Below are 25,443 nucleotides of genomic sequence, written 5' to 3'. Positions count from 1 at the left end.
ATATTAAAAGTTAAGCCTTTTTTAGTCATGAAAAATCCCCTCCAAGTAATAGTGTAACATCCATGTATGTACATGGTCTTTTTACACTGTCTACCTAAAGGGGATAATATCATACATGGTCCATTTCTTAATAATTGTGCATACTACAAATATCCAGCACGAATTAGCTTTAAGGAGGAACGTTTCGTGAAAGATAAGTCCTATAAAGTCCTCTCTATGTGGATTTTACAAATTTTATTTTATTTTACTACTGTACATGTGACGAAATATGAGCACGCGCTCATTTTTACAATTATATATGTCATCATAAATGTACTATTCCTATTTTTAGCTGATAAAACAGCATTTATTTTCTTCATACTAGGAACAATCATTTCAGTATTCTATTTATTTTATCAAGCGTGGCTGCACTTATGGAGTACATCAGATCAATGGGAATATATTATTACCCACTTCCTGATGGCAGCTAACTTCTTCATTGTTTATATTTCAACCCATCTATTAAAAAAGGTTATCCTTAAAAATAAAGAGTTAACTGAACGAGTGAGAGCGCTTGAGCAATACATTGGAGAATCAAAATTATTAACAAGACAAGAATTCGAAAGACGACAAGCTTTATTAACAACTGCGATGAATCGTCGTAATGAAACAGGCATTATCATTTTCTTTGATTTCACTTCCTTTAGTAAATATACGAAGGAAAGTGTCATGGATCGTGTAGCTTCATTGTTAGTTGATACAGTCAGAGCTGACTTTGACCTTGCTGCTGAATATGACAGCAACACATTAGTCATTTTATTACAAAATACAAATGAAGCCGGTGCTGACATTGTAATGAACCGTCTACATCCAAAAATGGAGCAATGGCTTGCYGCTGAAGCAATTCAAGAYATTAAAATAAAACGAGAACAAATCAMSACAAAAGGACAGACATTATTATGATGACACTCGTTATACTCCTTTTATTCCTTCTRTTCTGCGTACTCGTATTTTGGATTAGCATCACATTTTCAATCAAATATGTACTTATTTTTACTGCCTTTCTATTCTCAGGCCTACTCGTTTACTACTCTCTCTTAACACTCGCAGGCTTAATTCATCGAAATAGTAAGCGAAAAGATCGTACGCTAGAACATTATCCAAGTGTAGATATTTTAATACCTGCCCATAATGARGGKGTYGTTATTAAAGATACATTAGAAGCRATGGCAAAGATTGAATACCCAGGCAAACTAAACGTTTATTTATTAAACGATAACTCTCAAGATGAAACACCTGAAATTGGCGATGATTTCGACAAAGCTTATGCTCATATTCATCACATTCGTGTACCACCTGGCGAACCGAAAGGAAAATCGCGTGTATTAAACTACGGCCTTAGCATTTCGGATGGTGAATATTTCTGTGTTTACGATGCAGATAATCAACCTGAACCACATGCACTGCGAATGCTCGTAGAACATGCTGAAACAACAAAGGATGCCGTTGGAGCAGTTGGACACGTTCGTACAGTAAATGAGAAGAGAAACTGGCTTACACGAATGATTTCATTAGAATTTCAGATTTTCCAGCTCCTTATGCAATCTGGACGTTGGCTATTATTCCAAACAGGTTCACTAACCGGAACAAACATGCTTCTTCGTCGTTCCGCATTAGAAGAACTTGGTGGCTATGACCCTTATGCAATTGCAGAGGATGCCGAATTAACATTAAGAATTACCCAAAAGGGCTATCTCTTACCAATCGTCCCGGAATCGATTACATGGGAACAAGAACCTGAACATTTAAAAATCCTTATAAAACAGCGGACACGTTGGCTTCAAGGAAACTTATACATTTTAGAAAAAATGTTTTCTTCATTAAGCTTTTTTAAAGGGAAACTTCTCGTCCATTCCTTACAACAAGTTTTAGTGTATGTCGTATTTTGGCTATTCCTAATCATTTCAAACGTTTGGTTTRTAATTGGACTGCTCGGGATATTCCAAATTCAATAYAGCATTCCATTACTATTTATGTGGTATGTCGCATATATTACATATGTTTCTCAATTATTTAGCGCTCAGAGCGTCGAACGAACCTTTACACCGACCAATATTTTCATAAGCGTCATTATGTACTTTACGTACGCACAGCTCTTTACGTATTTGTTTATTCGCAGTCTCATTCTTTACTTACGTGCAAAGAGCAAGAAACAAGTAATTGGTTGGGATAAAACAGTACGATTTAAAAAAGAAAAATAGATTTCATTAAAAAATAAGCACAGAGCGCCGTATGCTCTGTGCTTATTTTTTACCGTAATACTATATATATCAGACAATACCCCTTAGCTGAAAGTTATTTCACGTCCATCCCCCAACGAACGATCGACCTTCATTTATATACGAAAAAGTGATTGCTATTTTTGTAGAACCAATTGCTTCTCTTGATGCTCTTTACGAGTTTCAGTCTTTGGTTCCGTGCTTTCTTGGGCATTTCGATGTGCCGCACGTTTCAAACAAATATGCTTCCACTTTCTTTCGTAACGTTTCATTATTCTAGTTGTCCCCCTTGAATGCGCTTTAAAACTATTTGAAATCGCTTACAGGAAATAATATAGCACATATACATAAAAGTAACAACACATTTCCGACATATTTTTGTCAAAAATATGAATATAATGTGTAAAATATCGGATAATGTCGAACTATATCGATTTTTCTTTTTAAATTACCGATATCTATAGTATTCTGCAACAAAGTAATGCCTTTCCTACAATAGTATAGAACATTGAAAAAGGACTGCCTACATTCGACAGTCCTAATACTATTTATATATACAGAATTTTTTTCTTCTATTATTAATGTTGTTTCATACGTCCTTCTTTTTGCAACTCTTTAAATAGTGCTGCAATCATAAAGAAAATAACAAATACGAACGGGAAGGCCGCAATAATCGAAGCAGTTTGCAGCGCCTCTAATCCTCCGACATACAATAAGATCGAAGCTAACGCCGCTAGAACAATACCCCAAACCATTTTAATACGATTTGGTGGGTTTAAGCTACCATCTGTCGTTAACATCGCTAGAACAAACGTAGCAGAGTCTGCCGATGTAATAAAGAATGTTGAAATAAGTAAAATGGCTAACACACATAAAGCCGGTCCCATACTACCCATTTGGTCTAACATAGCAAACAATCCTACTTCTGTGCCCATTTCTTTAATTTGTCCATATATATTTGCATCATCAAATAGCTCCATGTGAATACCTGTTCCTCCGAAAACAGAGAACCAAAGCGCACCAATTACTGTTGGTACGAGTAACACACCAACAACAAATTCACGAATTGTACGCCCGCGTGACACACGAGCAATAAACGTACCTACGAATGGTGACCATGCAATCCACCATGCCCAGTAGAAAATTGTCCATGACTGAATCCATTGATTTCCGCCTTCATTTAATGGACTTAAACGGAAACTCATACTTGGCAATTCTTGAATGTATGAACCGATTGTTGAAGTGAAATAATTCATAATAAAGTTTGTTGGACCTGCAAATAATACAATTATCATAAGTGCAAACGCTAAAATAATATTCGCATTACTTAAATATTTAATTCCTTTATCGAGTCCCGTTTGCGCAGATAGCATATAAAGAACAGTTACAATTCCGATGATTACTAGCTGTGTCGGTAATGAGTTTGGAATGGATGTTAAATAACTAACACCACCCGCAATTTGCTTTGCCCCAAGTCCTAATGATGTCGCCACACCAAATACTGTCGCAAATACAGCTAGAACATCAAACATATGGGCAATACGGCCATGTTCACCGCCTTTAAATAGCGGACCCACTGTCGCACTAATTGTACTTGCTCTTCCTTTTCTAAATGTAAAATACGCAATACATAATGCTACAAGTGCATATAATCCCCACGGATGTAATCCCCAATGGAAAAATGAGAAACGAAGTGCAAGGCGTGCACTCTCTTCAGTCGCACTCTCTCCAAACGGAGGTGTGTATAAATGGTTCATCGGTTCTGCGACACCCCAGAAAACCAAACCGATTCCCATACCGGCACTAAATAACATAGCAAACCATGTCATATAACTATAATCAGGTTCATCATCATCTTTACCTAAACGAATCGAACCGTACTTAGAAACAATTAAGAAAATAGCAATTCCTAAGAAAATAGAAACGGAAATAATATAGAACCATCCAAACTTACTAACTAACGCAGCTTGAATTACAGTCGTTACATTTCCTAAGCTACCTTTTCCAATAATAGATTCGGGAATAATCCCCCAAAGTGTAAATGCAATACATAATGTTAATGAGACAATAAATGTTTTCGTCAGTTTCCTCATCAAATCCCCCTTCGTATGTTTCATTTCTTGTAAAAATCATAAATTCCGATATGTTAAATCGGATAGAAAACCATAGTTTTTTGTGGTGATTTTCTTTCGGCTCTCTCAAGTTTGCCTTCACCAATTAGAGTTCTTATGGACAGCCTTACCTTCCGTACAACCTTTCCACTCTGCAAGAGCTACAAGATTGGAATACTACTGTCAAATTGTGTGAGAAAAATGCGGATGGGAAGAGATTTCCCCAAAAAAGGATGTGTTACAGTTTTAAAAAAGGGCAGATTTATTCTTTACAACCCTTTCTTCTTGTAACAATTATGCGGTTTTTTGCTAGTATATAGCGCGTGTTTATAACTTCACAAACGAGATGTTTATGTTTATATAACTATATTACCCATAAAACGGTAAAATACTCAAGGARTGTAACTGTATAGTAATCATTATGTAACACCCCTGTAATATTTTTATTTGCACCGAAAAAAATATGTTGTATTAAATATTTTGAATATAACTAGAAACCTACTAATTATATGGAATGAAAAACGCTTTCCTCTCATTCTAGCTATATTACAAAGTGTTAACGACTTATTACGAATGGTTTGTAATTGTGTGTTTTCCCAAAATCCGAAAAAATCTGTTGCTATAATGAGGACACGAAAACAAACGCAATGGAGGCTATCATGAAAAAATTAATTGGAATAGCAACAGCAGCAGTTTTTGGTCTTGGGATTTTCACCGCATCTGCTAATGCAGAAACTGTTGTAACAACAGACGTACTAAACGTACGAGAAAACCCTACTACTGAATCAAAAGTTGTCGATAAATTACAGAATGGTCATAAATTAGATGTTCTAAATACAGAAAACGGATGGTCACAAATCAAATTAGATGGTAAAGACGCATTCGTAAGTGCAGAGTTTACAAAGAACTCTTACTATGTAACAGCTAACGTATTAAATGTACGTACTGAAGCGAACACAAACTCAGAAATTCTTGGAACGCTTAAGAAAGACGATATGATCGAAACAACGAACCAAGTACAAAATGAGTGGTTACAATTTGAATATAACGGGAAAACAGCTTATGTTCATGTTCCTTTCTTAACAGGTACAGCACCTGTTATTGAGAAACAAGAAACGCCTGCTCCTGCTAAAGCTCAAGCACCAGCTAAGGCTCAAGCACCTGCACCAGTAAAAACAGCTGCTAAGCCTGCTGTGAAAGCTGCTGAAACTAGCGAACCTTCTAATGGTCGTGAGTTAACAGTTGTAGCTACAGCATATACAGCTCATCCGAGCGAAAACGGTGGCACATACGGCGGCCGTGTATTAACTGCAATGGGTCATGACCTAACAGCGAACCCAAACATGAAAATGATCGCTGTTGACCCGAAAGTAATCCCATTAGGATCTAAAGTATGGGTAGAAGGTTATGGAGAAGCAATCGCTGGTGATACTGGCGGTGCAATTAAAGGTAACCGTATCGACATTCTACTTGGATCAGATAGCGCTGCTAACAAATGGGGACGCAAAACTGTTAAAGTGAAAATTTTAAAATAACCAATGACTGCTAAATTACAGCCGGTTCTCTTTATTGAGAGCTGGCTTTTATTTTTTTATAATAGCTATAAGGAGGCTATGTCCATGAATGTACAAGCGAAAGTAGACTGGGTCGGTACACCAAAACCGTACATATATAAAGATGATGTAACATATGATGCAATCGCAATTGACTTCTCACTAACAAACGATGACAATCGCTATAAATTAATTGTGCTCAAGTCTGAAGAAAATACACATTACAAACTCGTACAATACGGAATAAAACCAGGCTCTCAAAAACCATTCCCTATTGATATTCCATTCGAGCAAAACATGTTACCAATTATAAAACAAATATTACATGATCCATATGTAAAAGCGGTATTACAAGAATCACGCTCTTAATTCCCAAAAAGGATGCTACCTAGTAGGAAAGTTCAACTAGGCAACATCCTTTTTTGTAATCCAAATTTCATTTTTTCTGTTTTGGGCATTTTTTGTTTATAATGGTAAAGGAAAGAAATCTGTGTACGGAGGAATATTATGCTGCAAGACTCAATTACGAAAGATGAAATTATGATGATTGCGAATGAGTTCGTTCAAGGGCTTGATCCACAGCAAGTTGCTGATCAAGAGCATGTCGCTACAGCTCGGCAACTATATCGTAGTGGTGTTGTCTATAACGTTGACTTTGATGGCTATACGCTATCCGGAACTGTAAATGCTGAAGGCAGTGTATATAGCGTTCACATCCCGATTCGTAATGTCACTGAAAGCTATTGCGATTGCTTCGCGCCAACGCAATGTCAGCATATGCTTGCTGTGTTACTATCTGCAGCTTCTAGTTTTGGGCAAGTAGGAGATGTATTAACTTTATTCAAAAATAATACAAAACCTTCTCTTCCTCCTATTCGAACTGCACGACAAGTATTGCAATCATCAGCTTTTGAAGAAATGGATTATAAAAGTTGGCAAACATACTTTGAAAATGAATATGAATCATTTAAAAAAGAACAAGCGCGGCTCACTTATAAACAAATGTATTTTCTTATGAGTCTTTTTACAGACTTCTATACAAAATTAGAACGGAAAGCTCCGCGCATCGTTGCTATTCATGAATTATTTAAGTTGCACGCGGCACTTTATTGCTTTCAAAAATTATTAGAAGAAATTCAAGAATTTGAAGCAAACAAACTATATTCTTATCACCAACCAGTTAACGTCGTTCGCCTATTCGTTGATAAAGTTGAATCTACCGTTAGGGAMCTAAAAACAGAGGCGATTCCAGAAGAATCCAAACCGATTTTAGAAGAAACAGCGCGGCTCATACATGAAGCATTCTTCTCTACCGATGCCTATACACAAGAGCGATTCTTCATTTATCGTCACGTATGGGGTGAACTGTTAAGAACAGAAGAGCAGCTACAAGAAGAAAAAAAACGAATCGATACTAAAATCAATCCACTTTCCAAAGCATTAGCATCTTCTCACCTGCTCTTTTTAAACGGTGAAGATGTATCGGCAATGGAATTACTGGAAAAACAGCCTTCTTCTGTTGTGAGCCTTTACTTCTATTGGTTAGAAGAGTTATTAAGTGCGATGGAGTGGGACCGCGGGAAAGATTGGCTTTCCTTTACTTATAAACAAGTAAAAGAAACGATAACGGAACAAGAAAATACCGTCTTCATACAAGATATCGTTCGATTATTTGTGATGATGTATGAGACATATGCAACGCATACGAATGAACAAGCGGGATTAGAAATGATTTTACAAGAACTATTACCGTATAGTTTCACAAATTATGAACAATATGTACTTGCGAAGAAACAATACCATGCATGGACGGAACTTCAGCTCTTATATGGATTCGAAGTAATCGAACTTTTGAAAGAACCATTGAAAGATATTGAAAAAGAAGCGCCCGAAGCAGCACTTCCTCTTTATCACCATGCCGCAATGGAAGCAATTGAAGAGCGAAATCGCAAATCATATAAACGTGCCGTTCGTTACTTAAAGAAATTACGTATGCTTTATAAACGACTGAAGCGAACTGATGAATGGGATGCTTTCATTATTCATATCGCTAACTTACATTCACGTCTGCGTGCACTACAAGAGGAATTACGGAGAGGAAAATTAATCGATGATCATACAAACTGAAGTAACAATTAGGCTCCAGCACGTTAGTCAAGGTTGGTTCCTTTGGGGAGAAGATGATAGCGGTACTCTCTTATCCGTAGCAACTTGGAAAAAAAATGCATTCGCATGGCACTCTACTTCTTTCTACGGAACGTTTTTAAAAGAAGCAACGTATGAGGGAAAACAAGGCGTTATGTTAACGAATGCACAGGCATTTGAATACATCGCAAATAAACCGATGAATTCATTTGCAAATATGCAAATGAACGGTCCTATTACGGCACTTACAAAGGACGCAAGTGAATTATGGGACGCTTTCGTCAGCGGCAGCTTCGCACCTGACATGAAGCAGTGGTCTCAGCAGCCATCTTGGAAAGTTCAGAATACTTCAATTGAAGATGACATGTTAGCATCTCTTTTCTCTGCCGCTGTGAACGAAAGTATTTTGCAAGATGCTCGCTCAAATGACGGATGGGAAGATGCAAAGAGACTATATGAACATTACGACTTTACGAAAAGGCAATTGGAAGCAGCACTACATGAAGAAGATTGGCTTCGAAAAATTGGTTACATTGAAGATGATCTTCCATTTACAGTCGGCTTAAGACTACAAGAACCGCAAGAAGAACTTGAAATGTGGAAGCTTGAAACAATCGTTACACCAAAACGTGGTGCACATCGCATATATGTATATGAAAGTATCGATTCCTTACCAAAACGATGGCACGATTACGAAGAACGTATCCTTGAAACACAAGAAGGATTCAGTAAGCTCGTACCGTGGCTAAAAGAGGACGACAAGTTCCGAGAAGAACTCTTTGAAACGGAAGCTTGGAACTTCTTAACCGAAGCAAGTAATGAATTACTGGCAGCAGGTATTACAATTTTACTACCATCATGGTGGCAAAATTTAAAAGCAACAAAACCGAGGTTGCGTGTACAGCTGAAGCAAAGTACAGCACAAACACAGTCTTTCTTCGGCATGAATACGCTCGTTAATTTCGACTGGCGCATTTCAACGGACGGAATTGATTTATCAGAAAGTGAATTTTTCGAACTCGTTGAACAAAACAAACGTCTTTTCAATTTAAATGGTCAATGGATGAGACTTGATCCTGCCTTTATTGAAGAAGTAAAAAAACTAATGCACCGTGCCGATAAATATGGACTTGAAATGAAAGATGTGTTGCAGCAACATTTATCTAATACGGCAGAAACAGAAATTGTAGAAGACGATAGTCCGTTTACCGATATTGAAATCGAGCTAGATGGATATTACGAAGAGCTTTTCCAAAAACTTCTTCACATTGGAGATATTCCAAAAGTAGATGTACCATCTTCGCTACAAGCAACACTCCGCCCGTATCAACAACACGGTGTTGAGTGGTTGCTATACTTACGAAAGCTTGGATTTGGAGCGTTATTAGCCGATGATATGGGACTCGGAAAAAGTATTCAAACGATAACTTACTTACTATACGCTAAAGAAAACAATCTCCAAACAGGTCCTGCATTAATTGTGGCACCAACATCAGTCCTTGGAAATTGGCAAAAAGAATTTGAGCGTTTCGCACCAAGCTTACGTGTTCAGTTACACTATGGAAGTAACCGATCTAAGGATGAGTCATTTAAAGATTTTCTTCAATCRGCAGATGTTATATTAACTTCTTATGCATTAGCTCAGCTTGATGAAGAAGAACTTAGTACGTTATGCTGGGACGCTGTTATTTTAGACGAAGCACAAAATATAAAAAACCCACATACGAAACAGTCGAAAGCAGTAAGAAACCTACAAGCAAATCACAAAATTGCTTTAACCGGTACACCGATGGAAAACCGACTTGCTGAGCTTTGGTCTATTTTCGACTTTATCAATCATGGGTATCTCGGAAGCTTAGGACAATTCCAGCGCCGCTTCGTCACACCGATTGAAAAGGACCGCGATGAAGGAAAAATCCAGCAAGTTCAGCGGTTTATCTCGCCGTTTTTACTGCGTCGTACGAAGAAAGATCAAACGGTCGCATTAAACTTACCAGATAAACAAGAACAGAAAGCTTATTGTCCACTAACTGGTGAACAAGCTTCCTTATATGAACAACTTGTTCAAGATACATTACAAAATGTAGAAGGATTAAGTGGAATTGAAAGACGCGGATTTATATTACTTATGCTGAACAAGCTAAAACAAATTTGTAATCACCCAGCCCTTTATTTGAAAGAAGAAGAACCACAAAATATCGTCGAGCGCTCTATGAAAACAAAAACGGTAATGGAGCTCATCGAAAATATAAAAGACCAAAATGAAAGTTGCTTAATCTTCACTCAGTACATTGGCATGGGGAACATGCTAAAAAGTATGTTAGAAGAAACATTCGGTCAGCGCGTCCTCTTCTTAAACGGGAGCGTACCGAAGAAAGAGCGTGACAAGATGATTGAGCAGTTCCAAAACGGAACGTATGACATCTTCATCTTATCGTTAAAGGCCGGCGGAACAGGATTAAACTTAACTGCCGCCAACCATGTCATTCACTATGACCGTTGGTGGAATCCAGCTGTAGAAAACCAAGCAACAGACCGTGCTTATCGCATCGGTCAAAAACGCTTCGTTCACGTTCATAAGCTTATTACAACGGGAACACTTGAAGAGAAGATTGATGAAATGTTAGAACGAAAACAATCATTAAACAACGCCGTCATTACAAGCGATAGTTGGATGACCGAACTATCAACCGACGAACTAAAAGAATTACTTGGCGTATAAAGTGAAGGCTTTTACGGGCAGTTAATGCGGGATAAGGTGGATGTTTCTATTCCCACAAATAGCGGGATAAATGAAAAAGGAGCAAATCTCTAAATGAGATTAGCTCCTTTTTCTATGCCAAAACCAATTGCTTATTATAATTCCTGTTAACCCGCCGCACGTATCAAGCAATGAATCTTGCCACATCGGTGTACGGTCTCCCGTAAACCATTGATGAATTTCATCAAATGTTGCATACCCCGCAACGAAAAGGAGGGCGTATGCAAAGCACCTTTTTCTCGAATAACCCGATCGATGAAAAGCATAATACGTCAATGAACCRAGCATAAAGAACACCATAAAATGAGCACCTTTACGAAGGAAAAACTCAACAAATCCACCTACACCTTTATTTGCGATACTAACAGGTGTACCTCCCCCATAATCGATAGATACCCATGAAAAATGCTCTTTCACAAACTCAGCATTTACATATTGCTCAATATCCGAGCGCATATCCTGTTTTTTATATGGCTGWGCTGAAGAATAGAAAATAATCCCCATCCATAGTAATACAGGAATCCAAAATAACCATTTACGATTCATTCTYCCGAAAACYCCTCTCTTAGTCTTTTAAGAGTAMCAAAAAAAAGAAAAAATTTCACGCCAAAACATGACATTTACACCCTATTTATAAAGTGAAAGGGGGTGATAAACATGGCAGTTGAAACAATCGTAATGGATTTAACTTTACGCCTTGTATTAAACGGAGGATTAGACAAAAACGGTAAAACAGTTTTTAAGAACAAGCAATTCAAACGTGTAAAAACAAATGCAGATTTAGGAAAAGTACATGAAGTAGCACGTGCTCTTGCTTCACTACAACAATCATCACTTCACGCTGTACAACTTGTAAGCACGTCAGATCTTTCTAATCTATAATTAAAAAGGAGGGAATAAAACATGCAAGTACTAGAGTTAATTTTCGTGAAAGAAGATGGAAAAACAGTTGCCTTTTCTATCGAAAATCCCATCACACCAGTAAATGAACTAGTCGTAAATCAAGTAATGGATACCATTCTTTCTTCATCTGTATTTTCGTCAATTAGTGAAAATACTCGTAAAAAAGGGGCTCGCCTCATAGAAAAAAACGTATCTGAAGTTCAAATCACTCCGTAAATCAAAAAGACGAATCTGCATTATTTTGCAGATTCGTCTTTTTTCTTCGGCATTTCAATTGGAATAAAGATGTTTGAAAAACCAACACAAACATACTTATAATTCTCTCCGCCCAAATCAAACTCTGTCGTATATGTTGAGAAGAAAATATAATCATTTCGCTTTGTATAATGCTCAATTAATAATCCAACTTGTGGTTCAACATACTTATTTGCTAATTTCTTTCCCGCCGATGCTAGATCGCCAAGTATACCCTCTTTGTTTTCTTTCTCAACCTCTTCTAGCTTCTTACTCACATCATTACGCTTCATAAATTGTTTTGCTGCCCAATCCGTATATTCTCCCTTACCCGGATTACTGTTTGCTAAATAAACTAAGAGAACAACAGCTAGAGCCATAATAATATACTTTTTCTTCATGCTATATCACCGCCTACTCTTTTCTATTTTCATATATATGTACAAGCGATGCAAATTAGAAAGACTATCATCTATTGATTGTAAACGAACCATAAAAATTTACAATACGAAACAAAAGATTAATAATAATTTTACATAATTCGTATATAATTATATTCGGAATAATAATTTTTATAAGGGAGGATTTTAGAATCATGGATAATGAGAATGATATTTTTATTTCTAGTTCTACAATGATGCTCGAACCTTGCAAACACCCTTATTACCGGACAAAAATTATCGACAGTAGCGGAAACCCTCTGTACTCTTGCCAAACAGCTATCCAACTCATAAAGAAATCTTGTCTAACACATGTTCATTCTACTTATCAAGGTAGACGTCATGCAGTCCGTTCTATAACCATATAGATGAGATAGAGTTTCCCAAAAAAACTAACAAAGCTAACATTCATTTTTTTAACGGAACTACCATAACAATACAAATAGGTTCTCATAAGTTACAGCAACAATTTTTCAAATCTGGACATGTATTATCCCGAATGAACATGAAAGATTCATTACCTTAAAAAACCTCTTGCCACATTTACTGCCTTAAAGTAAATAGAATGGAACGCAATATTTCCTTTGCCTTCCATTCTACTTATTATTCTTATCCCCTTACACTATCTCTCATTTTCTCAAGTGCTTGTCGATATACCCATCTCACTTGATAGTACGTCATCCCCATTTCAGAAGCTATCTCTCCCATATTTTTCCCTGTAAAAAATCGCTCTGAAATGATATGCTTCTCCCTCTCATCTAACACACTCATAAAGTCCTTCGCCCTCGTTCCAGCATCTTCACACTCAAATCGTTCCTCATACTCGTCCGTGCATACATAGCGCTCTTGCACTACGCATTCTTTCTTCAACCTTTCCAATATATAACCACGTACCGTTACAACCGCATAAGCAGGAAAACTCCCTTTCTCCTCCTCATACCTTTCATACGCATGCCAAAGACCAATTAAACCACATTGATAATACTCTTCATAATCCTGGTAAATATTTAACCTCTTTATTTGATTTACAATCATACCTTCATACAAAACAACCGTATCTGCAAAAGTCGCTGGCTTCACACAGTGCCCGTTTCTAAAAGGTATACCTCTTCAGTATTCCGCGGTACCTCTACAATATAAAATGAGAAAGGAAATTTCATTGTGGGTAATTTCAAATACTGCTGCTGGAATTTGAAATTACACTAGGCAGTATTTGAAATTCTGCTTGGGGTATTTGAAATAGGGGTAAAAATAAAAAAGGTGACTCTAGGAAGAGTCACCTTTTTTATTTTATTATTGGAACATACCTTTTACCGCACCAAATCCAATAGTTAAGATAAAGAAGACAACCATAAGAATTGTTGCTTTCTTTTTACTTAAACCAGCCGTAATTTGAAGACCTAACCATGTAATAACAAATCCCCAAATTGTGAACACTTCAATATTATTTGCAATACCTTTTGCAACACCACCACTTGAAGCGAAAATCGGCCCTAAACCAGTATACATTTCTTGTCCTGATCCGCCTAAAACAAGTGCTAAAACTGTGTTTATTAATAAACCAAGTAATGAAATAATGCTTGAGTACACACTGATTGTTAATAATTTCTTATAAGAAGTATCATTGCTCATTAACATCATAAATATTTTATACACTGCTGCACTAATAAAGAAACTAATCGCCATACCAATAGCACCAAATACTGCACCTGTACCAAATGACATTATAGGTGTAACGCTAATACCCAAATCCTTATTCATCTTAATCGCCTCAGGGGTTAGGGAGTACACATAAGCGGCAAGACCTGCAACAAGTCCACCTAATAAAATAAGTATCCAAAACGCACCCCATACCGCATTACTAGTTTTCATTCGCTCAAAYTGTACCCCAGGAGAWGTAATCATTCCAAATAATGAYGGCTTYTYYSCACCWACWTYTTGYGTATTMAWATTCGCTTYCATTATAACGCCTCCTTCTATTTATATAACCCGTTCTAACGGGCGGTTCACATCCTCATGCAAGAGGATACGAACCGCCCACTAGAACGGTAATGTGTATTAGAGAGTTTCCTCTCTAATACACTAGTAAATTACTCATAACGAAGTGCTTCAATTGGATCTAATTTCGCAGCTTTGTTTGCTGGAATTAATCCGAAAATAATACCAAGTGTCATAGAGAATAGTACGCCGCCAACGACAACTTCCCAAGAAACGAGTGGTGGCCATTTCGCAAATGTGGAAACGATATATGCCCCGCCATACCCAAGACCAATTCCGATTAAACCACCTAGAAGCGTTAACATAACTGCTTCAATTAAAAACTGTAATAAAATTTTACTACGTGTTGCTCCAAGTGCCTTACGCACCCCAATTTCACGTGTACGCTCTGTTACAGATACGAGCATGATATTCATAACGCCAATACCACCAACGACTAGTGAAATACCAGCGATACCGCCGATGATCATCGTCATAATACCTGTCATTTTTGAAATACCTTCTTGAAGTTCTTTTAAATTCATAACTTCGTATTTACCAGTTGCATCACTCGGTTTACGACTGTTTAAGACATCTGCAGCTTTTTTACCTGCTTTTTCTAGATTATCTACATTTTTTGCTTGAACAGAAATATTTTGAATTTCATCTTTTCCATACAGTGTCGGCCATAATGAAATTGGAACTAGTGCTTCTGATGGTCCCATTCCCATAAACTCGTTATCTGATTTATAGACACCAATAATTTGCATCGGTTGACCTTTCATTTCAATAATTTTACCGACTGGATTGGCATCCTTAAACACCTTTTCTTCCATTTGTTTACTAATCATGACAACGTTATTACCTTGATCCACATCTGTTTCTTGTAAAGAACGTCCCTTTAATAACTTTACTTTATTTACCGCAAAGTACTCACTGTCTAATCCAGTAATATTCACCATTTCTATTTTATCTTCAATATCAAGTGGTTCCATACTTGAATTTGTTGTTACAACATGTGCGATATCTGGAATTTTTTTAATTTCAAAAATATCTTCTTCAGTTATCTTCGGTGCTTCTACCATCGCCATACCAAAAGGATCRTTCATATCGGCACTATAATGAATCGGTACCGTTTGATTACCTGATCCAACAAATTGAGATTTCAGTGCAGCTTCCCCGCCTTGCCCAATCGCAACGACGGTAATAATAGAACCTACACCGATAATAATCCCAAGCATCGTCAGAGCAGAACGCAGTTTATGAGCTARAATAGAAGATARGGCRATTTTYATACTATCTAGTAAACTCATACYGCACACCTTCTATCTTCWGTAATTTTCCCATCTCKYAGTACRATGCGRCGAGAAGAATAAGCWGCTACYTCYTCTTCATGCGTAACCATAACAATCGTCGTACCTTCCGCATTTAGCTTCGTGAAAATGTCCATAACTTGCTCACCAGACTTCGTATCAAGCGCACCTGTCGGCTCATCTGCCATAATGAACGTTGGATTATTCGCAATCGACCTCGCAATAGCGACACGCTGCTTCTGTCCACCTGATAACTCATTCGGTAAATGATGAACTCTGTCTGACAAACCAACTTTACCAAGTGCTTCCAGAGCTCTTTGACGACGCTCTGCTTTCTTCACGCCACCATATACGAGCGGAAGCTCAACATTTTCCACCGCCGAAAGACGAGGCAGTAAATTGAAATGCTGGAACACAAAGCCGATATATTCATTACGAATTAAAGCAAGCTTTGACTCATCTGCAGTTAAGATATTCACATCATTCAGCATATATTCGCCCTCTGTCGGACGATCTAAACAACCGATAATATTCATAAGCGTTGACTTACCAGAACCAGACGGTCCCATAATCGAAACAAACTCACCGCTCTGAATCGTTAAACTAATACCATGCAAAATCGGCACCGCAAGTTTCCCTTGATAATACGTCTTAGCAATATTATTTAACGTAATCATTTCTCTTTCACTTCCATTCCGTCATACACGTCGTCGGAAGGATTTTTAACCACCTTTTGCCCCACTGTTACGCCTTCAACAACCTCTGTCCAATCTCCATCATTCGCACCTTTTTTCACATTTTGCTTACGAAGTTTTCCTTTGTCTTCGATATAAACAAATGCATCTTCGCCTTTTTCTACAATGCTCTTACTTGGAACAGCAATCATCGTCTTATTCTCTAAATTTACTTGCAGAGAAACGTGATAACCTGGAGATAAACCATCTTGGCTATCAAGACTTGCTTTATATGTATATTGAGACATATTTTGAGTTCCCTCACCAGCAGCTTGAGCCATCTCTGCACTCGTTGGGAATTCACTTACTTCYGTAATYTTACCTGTCCACTTCTTCTTATTATTTGCTTTCGCAGTTACAGTGAACTTTTGATCTTTTTGAATTTGTGACTTTTGAAGCTCTGTTAAAGTCCCTTGAACTTGGAACGGGTCTTTAGAAGCAACTTGTAAAAATGCTTTCCCTTGACCACCTAATGCCTGAGATGAACTTTGCGCTGCATCCTTATCTAACTTCTGTACAACACCAGTAAAATTACTATAAATCGTAAGTTCTTTCTGTTTTTTACTTAACTCTTCTTTTTGTAACTTYCCTTTTTCTTTYTCAAGRTCAGTTGTTTTYTGWGCCATTTCTAAYTCRCTTACTTGCTCTTCCATYGGGTCTGTTACTTCTTTCCCAGCCCCACTATCTTTTACCTTCTTAATTTCTTTCTTCAATGAATCAATCTTCTTTTTCCCTTGATCGTAACGCATATCAGCCATCTTCTGATCAAGATCAGCTTGCTTCATTTGAAGATTAATTTCTTCATTATCATAAGAGAATAATTTCGTTCCCTTTTCTACCTCTTGTCCTTCTTTCACCGCAATATCTTTCACTTTTCCTTTAGTCGGATCCGCATAAAAACTTTCAATATTCCCTGGCTTCACCTGACCAGAAATTAACTTCGTATTATTAAGCTTACGCTCTGTCACTTTCTCAAAACTTACAGCATCTGTMTTMGCYGTRCCTTTCTTCTTACCTTGSATAACAAAAATATTWACYGCYGCWACRATAACAATTAGTRCAATAACCCCGATAATAATCCATTTCTTCTTCTTGTTTGGAGTACGAACCGTATTAGGTAACAATATTCTCTCTCCTTTTATATCTTATAGTTTAATAGATATTAAATTGTGTAAAACTTTCTAAAATTTACAATCCTACTTACATTGTTACACTCATTTTACAAAGTTTTACACAATCATTTATATTGTAACAAAAATACCAATGATTAGAAATATGACATTCTATCTTTTAAGATAGTTTTAAGGAAAAGAAAAATCCAATTTAAATTAGTTTTTTTGTATTTAGATGATACATTTTCATCTTACACAACATCAATTTCATGCTCCCTCCTTTACTAAAGAACTTCCTACTAATTTGAATTATTAAACTAAATCCCCCAATTACATCGCCCTCATTTTTGTCATATATATTTGACATTTTACTTATCCAAGTGTAAAGTGTCATATATATATGACACTTCAGTACACGAAGCCTACAAATATTAATAGGAGGTTTATATTTGAATAACGTTAAAAACTATCGGAAATCTGAAGGCCTGTCTCAGTTAGAATTAGCTAAAAAAGTTAATGTGGCTAGACAGACAATAAACTTAATTGAAAACAATAAATATAATCCTTCTTTAGCTTTATGTATCGAATTAGCAAAAGCGTTAAAAACAGATTTAAACAGCCTATTTTGGGAGGGAGATTAAATGATGAAAATTGAATGGAAAGAAAAAGTATATAATAATTTTATTGGAACAATTAGTGAAAGAGATGAGTATCAAAAACAAGAAATCAATAAAGAATTAGCTATAGCTGGAATTGGTTTATGGTGGTTAAATATGTTGGTAATGCTTATTATGCTACTCATCGATACTATGAACCAAACTATATCTATAGGAACTATATTTATATTTCTCATTAATATGATTTATACTAATTATTTAATCTTTAAATTGAAAAAGAAAGGTCTAAATGATACTGAATGTGCAACAGAAGAAGAGTATTTGCAACATAAAAAAACATTAAGAAAAGCTGGTTTAAAAGCAGGTGTACTTTGGGGCTTCCAAATGTTTGTATTTATGAATTATATCCTTCCCTATTTAGGTTCAGAAGAAATCTCTGTTTCTTTATTTAATGTTGTGCTTTACTGCTGTGGTGGCGGATTTTTTGGTCTATCCATGTATATAGTCGGTTTATTAAATCTAAAAAAATTATATTAAGTAACTAGCCCCTCAGTAACTGAAAGTACTATTTAATATATAAGCGATTTACACATAAAGCTTTAATTTTACATATGATCGTCCTTTCAATTATAAAAAAAGCGATCCAAAATAATGATTGGATCGCTTTTCTGGATAAAGTGAAACTTTAATCAGTGGGGGGGTTTCATCCCCCACTGATTATTAGTTGAACCAATCGGGCATTTACGGGCAGTTGATTCCCCAGCCTAACTTCTTTGCATTACATTCGAATTTTAAACCGGGAATCTTACTGCCCGTTAATGCGGGATAAACTATTACGCCACTTTAGGACCTTTTCTCTCATGTCCCATTTGAACAATCAGTAAGAAAATTGTTGATAAAACACCGCCTGCTAACAGTAACATGAAACAACCATCCCAGCCAGAACGATCAACAATAATACCAATTGCTGCGTTTGCTACGAAGCTTCCTCCAACATAACCAAACAGACCACACATACCAACTGTTGTACCTACTGCAAATTTCGGTACTAATTCCATTGCACTTAAACCAATTAAAAACTGTGGTACATAAATTAAACAACCGATAACAGAAACTGCAATACTCACAACAAGTATGCTAGTTGCTTGCCAATATACAACCGTACCAACAACAACCCCAGCCATACTAATAACACATAATGGCATACGTTTCCCTTTGAATAATTTATCACTTAAAAAGCCGACAATTAAAGAACTTGGAATCGCTGCTGCCTCAAATATTGAATACGCTGCATGCGCTTCTGTTTTTGTAAAACCTTTAACTGTTGTTAAGTAAATTGGTACCCAGTTAATAACACCGAAGCGAATTAAGTAAACAAATGCATTCGCAATACATAAATACCAAACGAACTTATTTGTCACTACATATTTCATTAAAATTTCTTTTGGTGACATCTTGTTAGCATTATCTGCTTTTTCAAGATCTTCATAGTCATTACGATACTCATCAATTGGCGGAAGACCTTCAGATTCTGGTGTATCCTTCGCATTAATCCATACTAGAACTGCAATTACCATAACGATAATCGCTGGGAAAATAAATACGCCACCTTGCCAATGACTTTCACCRAAAATRCCTACACCRATTCCRAYRARTGGYGGMACAAGYAWTCCRCCAACGTTATGTGAAATATTCCAAAGACCTGTTTTCGTACCACGTTCTTTCTTTGAAAACCATTTCGTCATAACAATACTACACGGTGGTGCTCCCATACCTTGTACAATACCGTTTAGAACAAGTAATGTTAAAATCATCCCAAAGGAAGATGCAAAACCGAAACAAATATTAACAAGCCCAGATAAAAATAAACCTACTGCAATAAATCGTTGAGCAAAAGCCTTATCCGATAAATTCCCCATAAAGAATTTACTAAGTCCATAAACAACAGCCATTACTGCGCCCAATAACCCAATTTGTGTAGTGCTAAATCCGTACTCGTCTACTAAATACGTAGTAGATAAATTAAAGTTACTACGAACTAAATAATAAGCAGCATACCCAACTGAAATTCCCATTAGCACACGAATACGTAATAATTTGTATACCCTGTCAATCATATCCGCCGGCAATCTCTCAATTGCAGGTGCTGGCTTAAGCCATTTAAACATATTCTTTCGTCTCCTTTTCTCACGGCTGAGAGAGACGTTGTCTATTCCATATCTCGATTATTCCACTATTTGATATATTTTGGTTTGTCCTTCTAACTGGCTGACCTTCTATTTCTTTCTCATTCTTCGCAAACATCGTCGGTACGCCAAACGAAACTTTTTCTAAAATGTGCCCCGCTTCTTCTGATAAACAATAATCAATAAATAAGTCCGCTATAATACCACTCGGTGCACGTTTTAGCTTCGAAATCGCATTAACAGACAACCCTGTTTGCTCAGGTTCATTACTTACAATAGGAAAGCCTTGTTTCTGAAGCATTCTCTGATCGCCCGCAAAATTGATGCCTATCATATATTCACCGCTCGCAACCAGTTCTGCGGGCATATAACCATTCACCGTTACTTCACCAACTTGCCTTGCAAGATTCTTAACATACTCTTTCGATTCTTCTTCACCTAAAGTATCAATAAGTGCTTGAAACAAAGTATATGCTGTGCCGGAAACGTTTGGATCAGGCATTGCAATCTTATCCGTATATACCGGATCTAATAAATCTTGCCACCTTGATGGATATGGAAGACCGAGCGGCGCTATTTCTTCATTCCACCGCTCTTTATTAATCGCGATTGCCAGTTTCTCCACTTCATAACCGTACCAATAACCATCTTTATCTTTAACAGTCTTTGAAATACGATTCGCATGCTGGGTCGTAACAGGAATAGAAAGGTTCTTTTGCTTCATCTTTTGATGCGCATCTACTGTACCGCCAATAATAATATCCGCCTTCGGATTTCCAGCTTCCTCTTCTACTCTCCGAAGAAGTTCTTCTGTCGATAGACGAATAAATTCATATGTACACCCGCGTTGTTTACAAAATGACGAAAGCAAAGCTTCACCAACTTCCTCGCGGGCCGCTACATACGCAACGAGATGACGATCATCCAAAATAGGGAGACCACTTTTATTATATTTAATAGAGGTTGTATCTCGAGAGCAACTAGACATCGCTCCTCCGATTACTAGCAAAAAGAAGAAAAAGGCTATCTTTCTCATGACACACTCTCCTTTACAAGGAATTCTGCTAGGGAGCCCTTCATATACATGACATTCCCGTTATTATCACCGAGATATTGCACAACAAAGTACGATGGATACACAGAAATAGTTAGAATATCCTCCCGCTCATTCTTTACACGTTTGCCTGTTTTATAGGCAGTAATATAAGCAATCGGCTCATTCTGTGATTGTAATAATTTCTGAATTTCTCCGTAATCTGTAATTTGCCTTGCGTATCGAATAGAATCAAATATGTGTGTAAGATCTATAGTACGTATTACATCCCCTTGCCTCACTACAACTTCCTTTGCCTCCGCAAAGAAATTACTAATGCGCTCTGGTGTATAATACAGACTTAACAAATACGTTTGAAATGCTGAGATCATCGGATCCGTGCCATTCTTTCCGTATACATTAGTCTCGTACTGGAACAAGTCACCTACTGCAAAAGTACGTTTATGTCCATTCAAGTACGTTACTTCTCCAGTAAATACTTGTTCTTGATTCCTCGCTTCTCTCGGTTCTATTCGAATTCGGTCAAAGAATGAAACAATCGTATGCAAACGAACTTCATCCGTTACAACAATTTCTCCCCACTTCTCATGCCTTACTTTCACTTCAGTAGGAAGAGATTCATTCACTCTTTGTAAAACGGCTTGTTTGTCATCCACAATTGTGATTCGATTATATATTTGCTTCTCAATAACATAAAACAAAATAAGAGAAACGATCATACAAAAGACAAACATAAGAATTTGAAATGATAGCCTTTTCATTTCTGCCTACCTCCAAGATAAAAAAACGTTGTTTCGAAAATACCGCATAATTGTTTCATAAATGTATCATTTAACCGCTTTCAAGTTTTTTATGTCTTCCATCCGTCTCGGAAGTAAAAATGTAATGCATATTGTAGTTCCCATTTCTTCACTACTCTCAATTCGCATACTTCCGCCTTGCTTCTTCATAATCTCCTGACAAATGTATAAGCCATAGCCATTCCCGTAACTTGAAGGAAGCACCTTACCTTCCGGAGACTCATTCCATTCTGCAAGCACACCTTCATCCATACCAATACCATCATCATGAACAAAAACTTTCGCTTCCTGCTCATTTATAATTACATTCATACGAACTTGCGTAGCATCACTATATTTAATCGCATTATCAAGCACATTCAAGAAAATTTGCTTCGTCTTATCAAAATCCGCAACGACGTGTACTTCTGTTAACTCATTCATAACTTCAATTTCAAACTGCTGCAACCTGGGTTTCACAATCGAAACCGCTTCTTCTGCCAATTCTTTAATATTCACGACTGTAGGTGACACTTCAAACGTACTCTTCCCGTACTTTGAAGACTTAAGTAATTCCTCTACAAGTGATAATAGACGCTCACTTTCTACAGACACATAACGGAGGCTCTCCTGCACATCTTCCTTCGACTGTAACTTCGGAATTAAATCTACATAACCGATAATCGCTGTTAGCGGTGTTTTCAGCTCATGCGTAATGCGGTCCAAGAAATCTTTCTGTTTCTCTTTCTCTTCCTTCAGCTGCTTAATATGCAGCTCAATCCCATCAGCCATCGCATTAAAGGACGCTGAAAGCTGCGCAATTTCCACATACTCATTCAGCTCAATCTTACTTTCATAATCTCCATTCGCAAGCCGATATGCCATTTGCCTTAACTGATCAATTGGTTTATGAAGAGACTTCGCCAAACGAATCGCAAAGAAAATACCAGCAGCTACTAAACAAAGCGACGTCATTAAAAACGTCCAACTTACATTTGTTAAAACTTCCTTCTCATCCGTTAACTCATTTATAAAACGAATACTCCCAATGACATCGTTTCCATAATAAACCGGACTTGAAAACAAAAGAATTGGAGCTGGGTCTCCCTCCTCGAAAACATACGATTTCTTTCCCTTCAAAGAACTCTCAATGTCAATATTCCGATGAAGTAACGCTCCTTTTTGTGTATCTGCAACAACATCTCCATTCTTCCCAATCATCTGCACCCGGACATCCATTCGCTTCGCTAAATACGAAGCAATTAAAAGCGAATTAGGACCTAACGTCTCYACTTCTGCTTCCTTCTCTAAATAATTCATCGTATAAATTTGCGCTTCCACACTTAACTTTTCTAAGGAATCYGCCGCATTATGATACACATTCTTCTCCAGTGCAATATAAACAACCGCRTAYAAAAGAACAAGAATTGGAATCAACAAYCCAACTATTCCAAAMACCATATTTCGTTTTAAAGACATATCATCACCTTTTAGCAATCAAGCTTATACCCCACACCATAAATTGTCTTAATATACTCCCCGCTCGCGCCGAGTTTCTTTCGAAGCCTTTGCACCATAATATCAACCGCTCTCGTATTTCCGATATACTCAAACCCCCATACCTTCTCTAATAGCTCATCTCTCATGAATACACGCTGCGGATTCGAAACAAACAACTGACACAAATTAAACTCTCGGTACGTTAACTGAATCTCCTGCCCACTCACATGAAGCTTTCGTTCCTTTGGACAAATAAGTAAATCACCAGCCCCAATCACCTCATGATTTAAAGGAACCTCCTTCTTCTTCACGCGCCGCGCCATATTCTTCACCCGAAGAATAAGCTCCGCATAATTAAAAGGCTTCGTCACATAATCATCAGCTCCAAGCTGAAGACCAAGTAACTTATCATTCATCTGACTCTTCGCTGTCAACATAAGCACCGGAATATCACGCTCCTTCTCTCTGAATAAACGTAACAACTCATACCCATCCGTATCAGGAAGCATCACATCTAAAATAAGTACATCCGGCTGCTCATTCCATCTCTCTAAAGCTTCTCTCCCATCAGCCGCCGTCAATACTTCATACCCTTCCATCTCTAACTGCATCCGAATCAAATTACGAATACTCGATTCATCATCTACTACAAGTATTTTCATCATTTCCCTCCTTCCATCCTGTATTATAGTACAGTTTAGTATAGCAAAAATCATACAAAAAAAGAGAGGGTATTGTCGAACATATGTTGAACGACAGTACCCTCTCTCATTTATTAAACTTATTTCTCATATCCATTAGGTTTCTTCTGATGCCAACTCCACGCATGCTCAATAATTGTCTTCACATTTACATACTCAGGATTCCATCCTAACTTCTCTTTCGCCTTTTGAGAAGAAGCAACTAAACGTGCTGGATCCCCTGCACGGCGTGGTGCCATCTCAGCTGGAATCTCATGATTCGTAACTTCACGAACTGCATCCACGATTTCTTTTACACTAAAGCCATTACCATTTCCTAAGTTGTAGAAATCACTTTCTCCACCATTTTGCAGGTCTTTAAGTCCTAAGAAATGAGCTGCCACTAAATCTTCAATATGAATATAATCACGGATACAAGTACCATCTGGTGTATTATAATCATCACCAAACATCATAATCTTCTCACGTTGACCTAACGCCACTTGTAAAACAAGCGGAATTAAATGTGTCTCTGGACGGTGATCTTCCCCAATAATACCACTTGGAGTTGCACCAGCCACATTAAAGTATCTGAAAATCTTATATCTTAAATTAGAGGCTTGGCTATACCAATGAAGCATCTTTTCAATTGCTAACTTCGTCTCTCCGTACGTATTCGTCGGATTTGTCGTCGTTTCCTCAGTAATAAGGTCTACATCTACCTCACCATAAGTCGCCGCAGTAGAAGAGAAAATAAACTTMTCTACTTTRAACTCATCCATTACTTCTAGCAAGCAAAGTGCACCATACACATTATTATTATAATACTGAAGAGGCTTCTCCATACTAACTCCAACTAAAGAATCAGCTGCAAAATGCATAACCGCCTCGATATTTTCTTGTTTAAAAACTTCTCTTAAAAATTCTTTATCACGAAGGTCACCATTATAAAACTTCGCGCCTTCCGTAATTGCATCCTCATGACCGGTTTGTAAGTTATCTACTACTACAACAGATAAACCTTCATCCACTAGTTTTTTAACAGCGTGAGAACCGATATAGCCAGCTCCGCCGCAGATTAAGATT

General features: G+C 37.2%; 25 protein-coding genes and 1 pseudogene. 11 read left to right on the top strand and 15 right to left on the bottom strand.

Features of this window, described 5'->3' with window-relative positions:
• Window positions 1-186: 186 nt before the first annotated feature.
• Entirely contained in the window at window positions 187-942 is a 756-nt protein-coding gene (locus AC1DJR_RS05175; RefSeq protein ID WP_477002157.1) for a diguanylate cyclase domain-containing protein, read from the top strand.
• Window positions 939-2,240: a glycosyltransferase family 2 protein gene (locus AC1DJR_RS05170; protein ID WP_477002156.1), complete on the top strand. Its 1,302-nt coding sequence runs from the start codon at window positions 939-941 to the stop codon at window positions 2,238-2,240. Before AC1DJR_RS05175 ends, AC1DJR_RS05170 begins: the two co-directional genes overlap by 4 nt.
• A 155-nt stretch (window positions 2,241-2,395) precedes the next feature.
• On the opposite strand, the gene AC1DJR_RS05165 is transcribed toward AC1DJR_RS05170, so the two are convergent.
• Window positions 2,396-2,530, bottom strand: coding sequence for a hypothetical protein (locus tag AC1DJR_RS05165; RefSeq protein ID WP_341026169.1), 135 nt, complete (start codon window positions 2,528-2,530; stop codon window positions 2,396-2,398).
• A 306-nt stretch (window positions 2,531-2,836) separates the two neighbouring features.
• Window positions 2,837-4,351 carry a glycine betaine transporter OpuD gene (gene opuD, locus AC1DJR_RS05160; protein ID WP_429688001.1) on the bottom strand — a complete coding sequence of 505 codons (1,515 nt, stop codon included), beginning with the start codon at window positions 4,349-4,351 and terminating at the stop codon, window positions 2,837-2,839.
• A 677-nt stretch (window positions 4,352-5,028) separates the two neighbouring features.
• Here opuD and AC1DJR_RS05155 point away from each other — a divergent pair.
• The 4 genes from AC1DJR_RS05155 to AC1DJR_RS05140 all read left to right on the top strand — a co-directional run bounded on the left by AC1DJR_RS05155 (window position 5,029) and on the right by AC1DJR_RS05140 (window position 10,789).
• A complete protein-coding gene (locus AC1DJR_RS05155; protein ID WP_289404988.1) occupies window positions 5,029-5,904 on the top strand; it encodes a cell wall-binding protein EntA in 876 nt (291 codons plus the stop codon).
• Window positions 5,905-5,988: 84 nt separating this feature from the next.
• Window positions 5,989-6,291, top strand: a complete 303-nt coding sequence (locus AC1DJR_RS05150; RefSeq protein WP_289404989.1) for a DUF3910 family protein — start codon at window positions 5,989-5,991, stop codon at window positions 6,289-6,291.
• 138 nt (window positions 6,292-6,429) lie between these two features.
• A complete protein-coding gene (locus AC1DJR_RS05145; RefSeq protein ID WP_477002155.1) occupies window positions 6,430-8,049 on the top strand; it encodes an SWIM zinc finger family protein in 1,620 nt (539 codons plus the stop codon).
• Window positions 8,033-10,789, top strand: coding sequence for a DEAD/DEAH box helicase (locus AC1DJR_RS05140; RefSeq protein ID WP_215576687.1), 2,757 nt, complete (start codon window positions 8,033-8,035; stop codon window positions 10,787-10,789). The genes AC1DJR_RS05145 and AC1DJR_RS05140 overlap by 17 nt, the downstream gene beginning before the upstream one ends.
• A 99-nt stretch (window positions 10,790-10,888) precedes the next feature.
• On the opposite strand, the gene AC1DJR_RS05135 is transcribed toward AC1DJR_RS05140, so the two are convergent.
• Complete coding sequence (locus AC1DJR_RS05135) at window positions 10,889-11,374, bottom strand: VanZ family protein (protein ID WP_001080696.1); 486 nt, start codon at window positions 11,372-11,374, stop codon at window positions 10,889-10,891.
• Window positions 11,375-11,485: 111 nt separating this feature from the next.
• Here AC1DJR_RS05135 and AC1DJR_RS05130 point away from each other — a divergent pair, with 111 nt between their 5' ends.
• Both AC1DJR_RS05130 and AC1DJR_RS05125 read left to right on the top strand, forming a co-directional pair.
• A complete protein-coding gene (locus tag AC1DJR_RS05130) occupies window positions 11,486-11,710 on the top strand; it encodes a DUF1659 domain-containing protein (protein ID WP_002016256.1) in 225 nt (74 codons plus the stop codon).
• A 21-nt stretch (window positions 11,711-11,731) separates the two neighbouring features.
• A complete protein-coding gene (locus AC1DJR_RS05125) occupies window positions 11,732-11,947 on the top strand; it encodes a DUF2922 domain-containing protein (RefSeq protein ID WP_002034804.1) in 216 nt (71 codons plus the stop codon).
• Window positions 11,948-11,967: 20 nt separating this feature from the next.
• Here the strand turns inward: AC1DJR_RS05125 and AC1DJR_RS05120 are convergent, their stop codons facing one another.
• Window positions 11,968-12,366 (bottom strand): DUF4359 domain-containing protein, encoded by a 399-nt coding sequence (locus AC1DJR_RS05120; protein ID WP_002034805.1) that lies wholly within the window; start codon window positions 12,364-12,366, stop codon window positions 11,968-11,970.
• Between the two features lie 194 nt (window positions 12,367-12,560).
• On the opposite strand from AC1DJR_RS05120, the pseudogene AC1DJR_RS05115 reads away from it, so the two are divergent.
• Window positions 12,561-12,931, top strand: a pseudogene (locus AC1DJR_RS05115) (competence protein ComK).
• Window positions 12,932-13,014: 83 nt separating this feature from the next.
• Here AC1DJR_RS05115 and AC1DJR_RS05110 read toward each other — a convergent pair.
• From AC1DJR_RS05110 to AC1DJR_RS05090, 5 genes are all read right to left on the bottom strand, one after another.
• Window positions 13,015-13,485 carry a sigma-70 family RNA polymerase sigma factor gene (locus tag AC1DJR_RS05110; RefSeq protein WP_002089676.1) on the bottom strand — a complete coding sequence of 157 codons (471 nt, stop codon included), beginning with the start codon at window positions 13,483-13,485 and terminating at the stop codon, window positions 13,015-13,017.
• Window positions 13,486-13,698: 213 nt separating this feature from the next.
• Entirely contained in the window at window positions 13,699-14,367 is a 669-nt protein-coding gene (gene yknW / locus AC1DJR_RS05105; protein WP_477002154.1) for a YknW family membrane protein, read from the bottom strand.
• A gap of 128 nt (window positions 14,368-14,495) precedes the next feature.
• On the bottom strand, window positions 14,496-15,695 hold the full coding sequence (locus tag AC1DJR_RS05100) for an ABC transporter permease (RefSeq protein ID WP_477002153.1): 1,200 nt from the start codon (window positions 15,693-15,695) through the stop codon (window positions 14,496-14,498).
• Window positions 15,692-16,372, bottom strand: a complete 681-nt coding sequence (locus AC1DJR_RS05095) for an ABC transporter ATP-binding protein (RefSeq protein WP_000631628.1) — start codon at window positions 16,370-16,372, stop codon at window positions 15,692-15,694. The genes AC1DJR_RS05100 and AC1DJR_RS05095 overlap by 4 nt, the downstream gene beginning before the upstream one ends.
• Window positions 16,369-17,553, bottom strand: a complete 1,185-nt coding sequence (locus AC1DJR_RS05090) for an efflux RND transporter periplasmic adaptor subunit (RefSeq protein WP_477002152.1) — start codon at window positions 17,551-17,553, stop codon at window positions 16,369-16,371. The genes AC1DJR_RS05095 and AC1DJR_RS05090 overlap by 4 nt, the downstream gene beginning before the upstream one ends.
• Before the next feature lie 437 nt (window positions 17,554-17,990).
• Here AC1DJR_RS05090 and AC1DJR_RS05085 point away from each other — a divergent pair, with 437 nt between their 5' ends.
• On the top strand, window positions 17,991-18,182 hold the full coding sequence (locus tag AC1DJR_RS05085; RefSeq protein WP_002089683.1) for a helix-turn-helix transcriptional regulator: 192 nt from the start codon (window positions 17,991-17,993) through the stop codon (window positions 18,180-18,182).
• Window positions 18,183-18,695, top strand: a complete 513-nt coding sequence (locus AC1DJR_RS05080; protein WP_477002151.1) for a DUF3278 domain-containing protein — start codon at window positions 18,183-18,185, stop codon at window positions 18,693-18,695.
• Between the two features lie 296 nt (window positions 18,696-18,991).
• Here the strand turns inward: AC1DJR_RS05080 and pgtP are convergent, their stop codons facing one another.
• The 6 genes from pgtP to galE all read right to left on the bottom strand — a co-directional run bounded on the left by pgtP (window position 18,992) and on the right by galE (window position 25,442).
• Window positions 18,992-20,326, bottom strand: coding sequence for a phosphoglycerate transporter protein PgtP (gene pgtP, locus AC1DJR_RS05075; RefSeq protein ID WP_477002150.1), 1,335 nt, complete (start codon window positions 20,324-20,326; stop codon window positions 18,992-18,994).
• 19 nt (window positions 20,327-20,345) lie between these two features.
• The gene (locus AC1DJR_RS05070; RefSeq protein WP_429687996.1) at window positions 20,346-21,380 is read right to left on the bottom strand and encodes an ABC transporter substrate-binding protein; all 1,035 of its coding nucleotides are present in this window, start codon (window positions 21,378-21,380) and stop codon (window positions 20,346-20,348) included.
• Window positions 21,377-22,159, bottom strand: coding sequence for a DUF3919 family protein (locus tag AC1DJR_RS05065; RefSeq protein ID WP_016102280.1), 783 nt, complete (start codon window positions 22,157-22,159; stop codon window positions 21,377-21,379). The genes AC1DJR_RS05070 and AC1DJR_RS05065 overlap by 4 nt, the downstream gene beginning before the upstream one ends.
• 66 nt (window positions 22,160-22,225) lie before the next feature.
• A complete protein-coding gene (locus tag AC1DJR_RS05060) occupies window positions 22,226-23,656 on the bottom strand; it encodes a HAMP domain-containing sensor histidine kinase (RefSeq protein ID WP_477002158.1) in 1,431 nt (476 codons plus the stop codon).
• Between the two features lie 11 nt (window positions 23,657-23,667).
• On the bottom strand, window positions 23,668-24,339 hold the full coding sequence (locus AC1DJR_RS05055; protein WP_002166430.1) for a response regulator transcription factor: 672 nt from the start codon (window positions 24,337-24,339) through the stop codon (window positions 23,668-23,670).
• Between the two features lie 119 nt (window positions 24,340-24,458).
• Window positions 24,459-25,442, bottom strand: coding sequence for a UDP-glucose 4-epimerase GalE (gene galE, locus AC1DJR_RS05050; protein ID WP_477002149.1), 984 nt, complete (start codon window positions 25,440-25,442; stop codon window positions 24,459-24,461).
• Window position 25,443 lies beyond the last annotated feature (1 nt).

This window comes from Bacillus sp. 05T31, from assembly GCF_056396725.1.
This window is presented reverse-complemented; position numbering and strand designations above follow the sequence as displayed.